Raw genomic sequence first — 10,451 nt, 5'->3', positions numbered from 1 at the left:
GCTTGAGCCCGCGGCATCATGGAACCGGCGAAAGCACGGAGATGAACAAACTTTAATTTTGTTTCTGGCATCTACCGTTCCGGTAAACCTATGTGAATCTGAGGATATTCCGTCCGCCGGGCGAGTGGCTGCATTTTTCGGCAGCTTGCATGTTCCTGTCTGCCTATGCTCTCGTCCGCCGCCATCGGATAATGTTTGGAATGTGATCGAAGAGCAGGGATCGTGGGTGAACGTGTCACGCTCGTAACGGGTGCGTCGGCGGGGATCGGGACCGAGCTGGCCCGGGTGTTTGCCGCCAACGGACACCGTTTGGCGCTCACGGCGCGGCGCGAGGACCGCCTGGCGGCGCTCGCCGCGGAGATCGCCGCCAAGGGTGGCCCGGAGCCGCTCGTCATCCCCTGCGATCTCACCTCGCCCGACGCCGGCGCGACCATCGAGGCGGCGCTGACGGCCGCCGGGCTGGAGCTGGAGTATCTGGTCAACAACGCCGGCTTCGGCCTGTTCGGCAAGGCGGTGAATCTCGACCGCACCGAGCAGCTCGACATGATCGCCGTCAATGTGCGTGCGCTGACCGAGCTGTCGCTGCGCTTCTCCGGCCAGCTGATCCGCAACAAGGGCGGCATTCTCAATCTCGGCTCGGTGGCCGGCTTCCTGCCGGGGCCGGGCATGGCGGTGTATTACGCCTCCAAGGCCTATGTGATCTCGTTCACCGAGGCGCTGCGCAAGGAGCTGGCGCCGCATGGCGTGCGCGTCACGGTGCTGTGCCCTGGCCCGGTGCCGTCGGAATTCCAGGACCGCGCCGGCTTCAAGCCGGGCGTCGATTCGGTGATCCTCAATGTGCCGCCGAAGGCGGTCGCCGAGGCCGGCTATCGCGGCCTGATGGCCGACAAACGCGTCGTGCTGCCGGGGATCGGGATCAAGATCGTGCCGTTCCTGCTGCGCTGGTTTCCGCGCGGCTTCATTCTCGACGCGGTCGGCCGCCTGCAGCTGAAGCGGAGCTAGAGCGGCGATCGCGTCGCGGACCTGACAATTTCTCCGCGACGTCCGGCCTCGTCTCCAGCGCAGGAAAGGCACGAGATTTTTCGTGCTGCATTCGTGTCCGGGCCAGCCGCGTTCGTCTCCTGAGAAACCGCCCGCGGAAGATTTCTTGCGCGAGCCGAATCAGGCTTGCTGGCCCGGGGCTTGCTTTGCGAAAGTGAACTTGCTCACGCGCCGTTAACCTTCGCTTAGCTATGATCGCCAGGTGATGCTCAGGCCAGACCCTTCGCTCTTACCGAACGGGACCGCCAAGGCGGACGTTCGCCATCGCCACCCGACGCCGGCCGCCGCCGCGGCGCATCGGCCCGTCCTCATCATCCTGCACCAGGACAGCTCGAGTCCCGGCCGGATCGGTAATGCGCTGCGCGCGCGCGGCTACCGGCTCGACATCCGCCGGCCGCGGTTCGGCGATCCGCTGCCGGAGACGCTCGATGGGCATTCCGGTGCCGTCATTTTCGGCGGTCCGATGAGCGCGAACGATCCCGACGATTTCGTCCGGCGCGAGATCGACTGGATCGAAGTGCCGCTGCGCGAGCAGCGGCCGTTCCTCGGCATCTGTCTCGGCGCCCAGATGCTGGCGATCCAGCTCGGCGCGAAGGTGGCGCCGCATCCGCACGGGCGCGCCGAGATCGGCTATTACCCGATCCAGCCGACGCGGGCGGGCAAGAAGCTCTGCCCGCATTGGCCCGACAACGTCTATCACTGGCATCGTGAGGGTTTCGACCTGCCCGCCGGCGCGGACCTGCTCGCCGAGGGCGGCGACTTTCCGGTGCAGGCCTATCAGTACGACAACGCCACCGGGCTGCAATTCCACCCCGACGTCACCTACGCGATGATGTGCCGCTGGACCACGCGCGGCCACGCCCGGCTGGACACGCCCGGCGCCCGCCCGCGCCATCATCATTTCGAAGGCCGCGCCGTGCATGACGCGGCAGAGCGGGCGTGGCTGAACCATTTCCTGGATGGATGGCTGACGCGGGAGCCGGCCGCGGCGCTGGCGGAAGCGGCGGAGTAAACGCCGTCCCGTTCAAGAAGCAGTTTGTGGGTTTCTGAAAGCCCGGCTTCGCCAAGTGGCTACGCCGGGCACCACGCCTCGCCCCTTGGGCTCTTGCGTGGCTGCGCCACGCGTAGCCCGAAGGGCGAAGCGTGGTGGAGCCAGGCGGGATCGAACCGCCGACCTCATCATTGCGAACGATGCGCTCTCCCAGCTGAGCTATGGCCCCAAGTCACGACCTTTGAGAGTCCGACGGCTTGGTCATGCGGCCGCACGAGATTGGGAAGGCGGCCGGCAGATCGGGCGCCATTTACAGTCGCTGCCCTGGTCAAGTCAAGAACGCTCACATCGCCTGTTAGCCTTGACAGTCGGCTTCCCTTGTTTGCGTGGAGGGGAACAGATATCTAACCGGCCGACAGCTCGTTCCAGGAACCCCGGATGATACGCCTCCTCGACTTCGTTGACTGGCTCCTCGGCCTATACGTGTTCATCCTGGTGGTTGCGGCCGTCATGTCCTGGCTGGTCGCGTTCAGCGTCATCAACGTCCGGAATGACCTCGTCCGACAGATCCTTTACACGCTCGATGCCCTGACAGAGCCGGCGCTCCGCCAGATCCGGCGCTTCGTGCCCCCCGCGGGTGCGCTGGACCTTTCGTTTCTGGTTCTCTTCATCCTCATCCAGTTCATCCGGTTCGTGATCATCCCGGGGCTTCAGGGACTGTTCGTCTAGCGCCTGGACTTACCGACGGAGCAACGCGGGATTCACGGTGCTGCTGGCGTCGCATGGGGTCCGCGGCTGATTCGGATCGAGGGCTCCTGGCGATGGTCCCCTGGCGGAATTCGAATGGCGGCGTCACCGTCGCCTTGCGCGTGACCCCGCGCGGCGGCCGCGACGCCATCGACGGCGTCGAGACGCTGTCCGACGGCCGCGACGTTCTGAAGGTGCGGGTGCGCGCCATCGCCGACGGCGGCGAAGCGAACCGGGCGGTGACCGAGCTCCTGGCCAAGGCGGTCGGCGTCACCAAGAAGGCGGTGCGAATCACCTCCGGCGCGACCTCGCGGCTGAAGCAGGTGGCCATCGATGGCGAGGCGTCGGCACTCGATCGGGCCTTGCGCGACCTCATCGCAGCCTATAAGCCGACCCGGACATAATATCAGTAGACGCGAGACAGGGTAGCCAAGCATTCGATTCGACGACGGCGGACTTCAACCTCCCTGAGGGCAGGGCTATCGCACTTGAAGATCGCGGTTATGTGCTCGTCTCTCTCCACGTGGTCATGGCCGGGCTTGTCCCGCCTGCGCGGCCGAAGCCGCTTCGGCGCGGCGAAGGCCCGGCCATCCACGTCGTCCGGCGCCCTGAGAACGACGTGGATGCCCGGGACAGGCCCGGGCATGACGGAGTAACAAGTGAGCAGGATCGTTCGCCGGTAAAGCTCCGCATCGCCATACCGACGCCACCAGAGGATCAGACATGACCGCGCGCATCATCGACGGAAAACTCATCGCGGCCGACCTGCGTGCGCAGGTCGCGCGCGAGGTCGAGCGCGTCAAGCGCGACCACGGCCTGACCCCCGGCCTGGCGGTGGTGCTGGTCGGCAACGATCCGGCCTCCGAGGTCTATGTCCGCAGCAAGCATACCCAGACCCAGGCCGCCGGCATGGCCTCGTTCGAGCACAAGCTGCCGGCGGACGTGGCGCAGGCCGAGTTGCTGGCGCTGATCGGCAAGCTCAACCAGGACCCGTCGGTGCATGGCATCCTGGTGCAGCTGCCGCTGCCGAAAGGGTTGGACACCGAAGTCGTCATCAATGCCATCGATCCGGCCAAGGACGTCGACGGGCTGCATCCGCACAATGCCGGCCGGCTCGCCGGCGGCCAGCCGGCGCTGGCGCCGTGCACGCCGCTCGGCTGCATCATTCTCTCGAAGACCGTGCATGGCTCGCTCGAGGGGCTGAATGCGATCGTGATCGGCCGCTCCAACCTGGTGGGGCGGCCGCTGGTGCAGCTGCTGCTGAACGAGAACGCCACGGTGACGATCGCGCATTCGCGCTCGCGCGACCTGCCGGCGCTGACCGCGCGCGCCGATCTGGTCTACGCGGCGGTCGGCCGTCCGGAGATGGTGAAGCGGGACTGGATCAAGCCGGGTGCGACCGTGATCGATGTCGGCATCAACCGCATCCCCACGCCCGAGGGGAAGACGAAGCTGGTCGGCGATGTCGCCTATGCGGAAGCCGCCGAGGTTGCCGGCGCGATCACGCCGGTGCCGGGCGGCGTCGGCCAGATGACGGTGGCCTGCCTGCTGGTGAACACGCTGCGCGCCGCCTGCGCCATCGCCGGGTTGCCGAAGCCGGCCGTCTAGGCCAATATTTTCTAGGCTTGGCCCGCGGCGGCTTCCATGAGACGCCGGTAGAAGCGGATCATGTCGGCATAGCCTTCGACCGACAGCCGCTCATTGGTGCCATGGAAGCGCTTGAGATCCTCCGGTGTCGCGCGCAGCGGCGAGAAGCGGAAGATGCTGTCGGCAATTCCGGCATAGTGGCTCGAATCGGTACCGGCGATCATCAGTCCGGGCGCCACCACGGCGTCGTTGAAGATCTCGCGAATGGTGCGGCTCACGAGCTGATAGGACGGTCCGGCGGTCGAGGTGACCGGCGGAGGCTCGCGGTTGCCGCGCAGGGCCGTGATCGAGATGCGGTCGTTGGCCACGGTCTGCCTGACGTGATCGATGATGCCTGCCTCGGTGTCGCCGGGCAGCAGCCGGAAATTCACGGTGGCCGAGGCGTTGCCCGGCAGCACGTTGTCCTTGTCGCCCGCGTTGAAGATGGTCAGTGCGGTGGTCGTGCGCACCATCGCTTCGGTCGGACCGCTCTTGGCGAACTCGGCGAACAGCAGCGGCTTCGCCAGCCAGAGATTGGACAAGACCGCGCGGTTGAGGCCGCTCATCTCCGGCGCAAGCGTGTCGAACATCTCGCCGACCGCGCCGTCGATGCGCATCGGCAGGCGGTTGGCCTCGAGCTTCGCCAGCGCCGCGCTCATCATGCCGATCGCGGTGTCGCGCGGCGGCATCGAGGAATGGCCCGGCGTGGCCTTGGCCGTCAGCACCAGGCTCGCATACCCCTTCTCGGCGACACCGACCAGCGCCGCCGGCTTGTCGAGGCCCTTGATGCCCCCTTCGGAGATCAGCAGGCCCTCATCGATGACGAAGTCGAGCCGCACCTTGCGCGCGGCGAGGAGCGCCGAGATGGCCTTGGCACCCCTCGTGCCGCCGACCTCCTCGTCGTGACCGAAGGCGAAATAGATCGTCCGCTTCGGCGTGAAGCCGGCCTTGACCAGCGCCTCGGCCGCCTCGAGCATCGCATACAGATTGCCCTTGTCGTCCCAGGCGCCGCGGCCCCAGACGAAGCCGTCCTTGATGACGCCGGCAAACGGCGGCACGGCCCAGTCGGGCTCGGTGCCCGGCGCGATCGGTACCACATCCTGATGGGCCAGCAGCGCGATCGGCCTGGCCGTCGCGTCGGTGCCTTTCCAGGCGTACAGCAGGCTGTGCCCGGCCACGACCTCCTGTGTCGTGGCGGCATGGAACGCCGGGAAGCTCGCCTCGATATGCGCCTTCAGCGCGGCGAAGGCATCGGCATTGAGCTCGGGATCGTCGGAGCTCGAGATGGTGCGGAAACGAACCGCCGCCGCGAGCCGCTGCGCCGCAGCCTCGGCATCGATGCCGGCTTTCGGCAGCGCCGCGACCTCGAGCTGCCGCGAGCCGTGGCGAAACGTGTTGAACAGCACGGTCGCGACGAGCACCGCGCCCGCCGCCAGGACGAGAATACCAAGATATCGAAGCGAGCTGATCAGGCGGCGCATCGCAGAATACTCCAAGACAAGACGGCGCCGCAGATCTTGTCTGCGACGCCGTGAAACTGCTCGGAGCGGGCGCGAAAGTCCATCGCCCGCGTGAGCGTGGCGTTGGACGTTGCAGCGTCGGCGCGGGCTACTTCTTCGCCGCCTTGGCGCGGGCGATGCCCTCGGCGATCAGCTGATGGGCGTCCTCGGCATTGCCCCAGCGCAGCACCTTGACCCACTTGCCGGGCTCGAGATCCTTGTAATGCTCGTAGAAGTGCTGGATCTGCTGCAGCGTGATGTCGGGCAGGTCCGAATAGGTGCGGACCTTGTCGTAGCGCTGCGTCAGCTTCGACGACGGCACCGCGATGATCTTCTCATCGCCGCCAGCCTCGTCCTCCATCAGCAGCACGCCGACCGGGCGCACGCTCATGACCGCGCCCGGCACGATCGCGCGGGTGTTGGCGACCAGCACGTCGCAGGGATCGCCGTCGTTCGACAGCGTGTGCGGGATGAAGCCGTAATTGCCGGGGTAGCGCATCGCCGTATAGAGGAAACGGTCGACGAACAGCGTACCGGCCTCCTTGTCGAGCTCGTACTTGATCGGCTCGCCGCCGACCGGCACTTCGATGACGACGTTGACCTCGCGCGGCGGATCTTTCCCGATCGGGATGGCGTCGATGCGCATGGATGCTCCGTTGAACGTGAACGGTTGAACGTTTGAAGGTTGGACGCTCGCAACACGAGCGCTGCGCATTCGCAGTCGCAAAAAAATCGCGGCTGCGCAACAGCTACCTCAACCCCATGACCTTCAGTTCAATTCGCCGACGCGTTTATCTTTAACGCGTCCAGTTTACCGCATCCAAGAGCTTTGGCGCATCCGGGAGCGTGCCCCGGCCCGGATCCGCCGGACCCGGCAGCCGGCTCAGTTGGTCCAGGCGAAGGCGACCTTGTCGAGCGACTTCGGCCCGAAGCGCTCCGACGACCGTGCGACCATGCGGCCACCCAAGGCACGGTAGAACTCGGTGGCGGGATCGTTGTCGGACAACGCCCACACCACCATGCTCTTCAGGCCGCTCTGCGCGAGATCGCGCTTGGCCGCCTGGAAGAGCCGGCGACCGAACCCCAGCCCCTGAAATTCCGGTCGCAGATAAAGCTCGTAGACTTCGCCGTCGAAGTGCAGGCTGCGGGCGCGGTTGCGGCCGTAATTCGCGTAGCCTGCGACCTTGTCGTTGAACACCAGCACGCTGACGCGGCTGCCTTTGCGGATCGCGCTGTCCCACCATTGCGGACCGCGGCGGTTGATCAGCTTCTCCAGCTCTGCGCCAGGGATGATTCCCTGATAGGCAGAACGCCAAGCTTCATCATGGGCTGACGCCACCGCAGCCGCATCTGCAGCCTTGGCCGGACGGACTTCGATAAGGGTTGTGCTCATGACCGGATCAAAGCAAGTCGGCGGTCCGCCTTCAAGGTGCCACGTTAAAGATCGGTTAACCTGTGGACTTTCGGCATCACAGCGGCGGAAACCTGTACCGAAAAGGGACAATTCAGCAACAATCTCGCCAGTCGCTGGTGTCATGTCACCGCACGTTCATAGGTCGAACGAAAAACTGCAACTGAGTCGCGGTGGCCTCGGCTAGTGTGGCCTGAGCTCAACAAATCTCCCGCCTCGCTGAATGGTGCTGCTTCGCTGCGTCTCATGGTTGATCGTGCTCGTCCTGACCGGGCCGAACGCCTGGGCGCAGCCGTTCGGGCCGGTGTCGCCGGAAGGCGAACCGGCGCGGCAGCAGCAGTGGCTGGTGCCGTCCACCATGGCCGAATTTCCTGCGCATGCGCTGCTGTACCGGCCCGCCGGTGACGGGCCGTTCCCGCTGGCCCTGATCGCGCATGCGTCGACGCAAAACCCGCTGCGGCGCGCGCAGATGCCGCAGCCGAGCTACACGGCGCTGTCCCATCGGCTGGTCGCGCGCGGCTATGCGGTGCTGGTGCCGGAGCGGCTCGGCCATGGCCGCACCGGCGGACCTTATCTCGAGGATCAAGGCGACTGTGCTGATCCGGACTACGAACACGCCGGGCGGGCGACGGCAGCGCAGATCCTGCGCGCGCTCAGCTACATGCGCGGGCAGCCGTTCGTTGCGAAAGGTGGCGCCGTCGTGATCGGCCATTCGGCCGGTGGCTGGGGCGCGCTCGCCCTGGCGGACGAGCCCGATCAGCTCATCTCGCGGATCGTCGCATTCGCGCCCGGCCGTGGCGGCCACGCCGACGACGTGCCGGGTCGCGTCTGCGCCGCGGACCGTCTGCGGGCTGCAGCCGCTGCCTTCGGCAGCAGGGCGTCCGTTCCCGTCACCTGGCTGGTCGCAGCCAATGACAGCTACTTTCCACCCGCTTTGTCGCGGCAGCTCGCCGATGCATTCGGATCAGCCGGCGGGCATGTCGACTTCCAACTCCTGCCGTCGTCGGGCACTGACGGACATGCGCTGATCGAGCAGGACAGCGGCATCGACGCGGCGTCAGACGTCCTCGCGCGCGCGTTGACCAAGCCGCGGATACGGCGTTCGGCACGGCCGATGCCGGCGAACTGACAGGACCACGATGACGCTGTATTTCCTCGTCAAATATCTGCACGTCCTCGGCGCCATCGTCATTCTCGGCACCGGGACGGGAATCGCATTCTTCATGCTGATGGCGCATCTGAGCGGCGAGGCCGCGTTCATCGCGCGGACCGCCGGAATCGTGGTGATCGCGGACATGCTGTTCACGCTGTCGGCGGTGCTGCTGCAGCCGGTGACCGGCGGCACCTTGATGTGGCTGTCGTCGACAGCGGTGACCGACGGCTGGCTGCTCACCTCGCTCGTGCTGTACGCCGTCGCCGGGCTGTTCTGGGTGCCCGTGATCTTCATGCAGATCGAGCTGCGCGATCTCGCGCGCGCGGCTGATCTCGGCTCCGAGAAGCTGCCGCAGCGCTATTTCACCGTGTTCCGCCGCTGGTTCCTGTGCGGCATTCCCGGCTTCGGCTCGGTCATGGCCATTCTCTGGCTGATGATCGCCAAGCCGTACTAACGGAATCTGCATGATCGCATCTCCGACCTCGCGCATCCTCGTGCTCGGCGCCTCCGGGCTGATCGGCCGCTTCGTCACCGACGATCTGCGCCGGCGCGGCTTTGCGGCGATCGGCGTTGCACGCGCCTTCTCGGCCTCGCAGCGGGTCTCGCCTGCCGACATCGAGCTGCCGATCATGACGATGGACGCAAGCGCCCTCGCGGCACTGCTGCGTGCGCATGACATCGACGTCGTCGTCAATTGCCTCGGCGTGCTGCAGGACGGCCCCGGCAGCGACACCACCGCCGTGCATCGCGACTTCGTCGCACGGCTGATCGCAGCCATCACCGCCTGCGGCCGCGGCATGCGCTTGATCCACATCTCGATCCCCGGCGCGGCCGACGAGGATCACACCGCCTTCGCCACCACCAAGCGCGAGGCCGAGCGGCTGATCGCAGCCTCCGGGATTCCTTCTGCGATTTTGCGGCCGGGCTTCGTGATCGCGCCGTCGGCCTATGGCGGCAGCGCGATGGTGCGTGCGCTCGCGGCGCTGCCGGTGAATCTACCCGCGAAGGACGCCGCGACGCCGTTCCAGCCGGTGGCTGTCGCGGACATCGCGGCGACCATCGCCTGGCTCGCGGCGCGGCCGATCGACGACGAGACTGCGCGCGCGATCAGCTGGGACCTGATGCAGCCGGAGCCGGTCAGCCTTGGCGATGTCGTCGCAGCTTTCCGCCGCAGCTTCGGCACGTCGCACTGGCCGCGGCTTGCGATGCCTGCGCCGCTGGTCGATCTCGGCGCCTTGGCCGGCGATCTCGCGAGCCGGCTCGGCTGGATGCCGCCGATGCGCACGACCGCCATCGCCGAGCTTCGCCGCGGCGTGCGCGGCGATCCCGCGCCCTGGATCGCCGCCACCGGCCTCGCGCCGCTGTCGCTCGCCGACACCGTCGGCGCGCACGGCGCCACCATCCAGGACAAATGGTTCGCGCGGCTGTTCCTGATCAAGGCGCTGATGATCGCGAGCCTGGTGCTGTTCTGGATCGCCTCCGGCAGCATCGCGCTGTTCATCTCGTTTCCGGCGACCACGGCGATCCTGACGACGCGCGGCTGGCCGGAGGGCTTTGCGGTCCCGTTCGCGGCGATCACCAGCATGATGGACATGTCTGTCGGCGTGTTGATCGCGTTCCGCAAAACGGCGGCTTTCGGCCTCGCTGCCGGCATTGTCGTCTCGCTCAGCTACATGCTGGGATGCGCGGTGCTCACCCCCGATCTCTGGCTCGAGCCGCTCGGCGCCCTGGTGAAGACGGGACCCGCGATCGTGTTGATGCTGGTCGCGCTGCTGATGATGGACAATCGCTGATGACGAAAGTGACGACGAGCTGGCCCGACGACAACGTGATCCTCTATGACGGCGTCTGCGTGTTCTGCTCGCGCTGGGTCCGGTTCGTGATCGCGCGCGACACCACCAAGCGCTTCCGCTTCACGCCGATCCAGTCGCCCTATGGCATCCGGCTGGCGCAGGCGTTCGGCATCGATCCGGACGAGCCCGA

Annotated in this window: 12 protein-coding genes and 1 tRNA gene; 9 read left to right on the top strand and 4 right to left on the bottom strand. The window is 66.6% G+C overall.

Features of this window, described 5'->3' with window-relative positions; translation table 11 throughout:
* Positions 1-222 precede the first annotated feature (222 nt).
* Positions 223-1,002 carry an SDR family NAD(P)-dependent oxidoreductase gene (locus BRAS3809_RS20240; protein ID WP_008963910.1) on the top strand — a complete coding sequence of 260 codons (780 nt, stop codon included), beginning with the start codon at positions 223-225 and terminating at the stop codon, positions 1,000-1,002.
* Positions 1,003-1,246: 244 nt separating this feature from the next.
* On the top strand, positions 1,247-2,053 hold the full coding sequence (locus BRAS3809_RS20235) for a glutamine amidotransferase (RefSeq protein WP_008963909.1): 807 nt from the start codon (positions 1,247-1,249) through the stop codon (positions 2,051-2,053).
* A 132-nt stretch (positions 2,054-2,185) separates the two neighbouring features.
* On the opposite strand, the gene BRAS3809_RS20230 is transcribed toward BRAS3809_RS20235, so the two are convergent.
* Positions 2,186-2,261: transfer RNA gene (locus BRAS3809_RS20230), tRNA-Ala, on the bottom strand.
* 209 nt (positions 2,262-2,470) lie between these two features.
* On the opposite strand from BRAS3809_RS20230, the gene BRAS3809_RS20225 reads away from it, so the two are divergent.
* The 3 genes from BRAS3809_RS20225 to folD all read left to right on the top strand — a co-directional run bounded on the left by BRAS3809_RS20225 (position 2,471) and on the right by folD (position 4,387).
* Positions 2,471-2,761: a YggT family protein gene (locus BRAS3809_RS20225; protein ID WP_008963908.1), complete on the top strand. Its 291-nt coding sequence runs from the start codon at positions 2,471-2,473 to the stop codon at positions 2,759-2,761.
* A 92-nt stretch (positions 2,762-2,853) separates the two neighbouring features.
* Entirely contained in the window at positions 2,854-3,183 is a 330-nt protein-coding gene (locus BRAS3809_RS20220; protein WP_008963907.1) for a DUF167 domain-containing protein, read from the top strand.
* A gap of 319 nt (positions 3,184-3,502) precedes the next feature.
* Positions 3,503-4,387, top strand: coding sequence for a bifunctional methylenetetrahydrofolate dehydrogenase/methenyltetrahydrofolate cyclohydrolase FolD (gene folD, locus BRAS3809_RS20210; RefSeq protein ID WP_008963905.1), 885 nt, complete (start codon positions 3,503-3,505; stop codon positions 4,385-4,387).
* A gap of 11 nt (positions 4,388-4,398) precedes the next feature.
* Here folD and BRAS3809_RS20205 read toward each other — a convergent pair whose 3' ends face one another.
* The 3 genes from BRAS3809_RS20205 to BRAS3809_RS20195 all read right to left on the bottom strand — a co-directional run bounded on the left by BRAS3809_RS20205 (position 4,399) and on the right by BRAS3809_RS20195 (position 7,297).
* Positions 4,399-5,886, bottom strand: a complete 1,488-nt coding sequence (locus tag BRAS3809_RS20205) for a M20 family peptidase (RefSeq protein WP_035657148.1) — start codon at positions 5,884-5,886, stop codon at positions 4,399-4,401.
* 127 nt (positions 5,887-6,013) lie between these two features.
* A complete protein-coding gene (ppa, locus tag BRAS3809_RS20200) occupies positions 6,014-6,550 on the bottom strand; it encodes an inorganic diphosphatase (RefSeq protein ID WP_008963903.1) in 537 nt (178 codons plus the stop codon).
* Positions 6,551-6,787: 237 nt separating this feature from the next.
* On the bottom strand, positions 6,788-7,297 hold the full coding sequence (locus BRAS3809_RS20195) for a GNAT family N-acetyltransferase (RefSeq protein WP_008963902.1): 510 nt from the start codon (positions 7,295-7,297) through the stop codon (positions 6,788-6,790).
* Positions 7,298-7,538: 241 nt separating this feature from the next.
* Here BRAS3809_RS20195 and BRAS3809_RS20190 point away from each other — a divergent pair, with 241 nt between their 5' ends.
* The 4 genes from BRAS3809_RS20190 to BRAS3809_RS20175 form a co-directional block, all read left to right on the top strand.
* The gene (locus BRAS3809_RS20190; RefSeq protein WP_008963901.1) at positions 7,539-8,444 is read left to right on the top strand and encodes a dienelactone hydrolase family protein; all 906 of its coding nucleotides are present in this window, start codon (positions 7,539-7,541) and stop codon (positions 8,442-8,444) included.
* A 10-nt stretch (positions 8,445-8,454) separates the two neighbouring features.
* Complete coding sequence (locus BRAS3809_RS20185; protein ID WP_008963900.1) at positions 8,455-8,922, top strand: DUF2269 family protein; 468 nt, start codon at positions 8,455-8,457, stop codon at positions 8,920-8,922.
* Between the two features lie 10 nt (positions 8,923-8,932).
* Positions 8,933-10,261 carry an SDR family oxidoreductase gene (locus BRAS3809_RS20180; protein ID WP_008963899.1) on the top strand — a complete coding sequence of 443 codons (1,329 nt, stop codon included), beginning with the start codon at positions 8,933-8,935 and terminating at the stop codon, positions 10,259-10,261.
* The coding region (locus BRAS3809_RS20175) for a thiol-disulfide oxidoreductase DCC family protein (RefSeq protein WP_035657146.1) at positions 10,261-10,451 on the top strand (191 nt) is incomplete at its 3' end. The genes BRAS3809_RS20180 and BRAS3809_RS20175, both read left to right, overlap by 1 nt.

It is taken from the genome of Bradyrhizobium sp. STM 3809, from assembly GCF_000239795.1.
Lineage (GTDB): Bacteria > Pseudomonadota > Alphaproteobacteria > Rhizobiales > Xanthobacteraceae > Bradyrhizobium.
The sequence above is the reverse complement of the archived record's forward strand: the minus strand, read 5'-3'. Positions and strand labels throughout refer to the sequence as shown.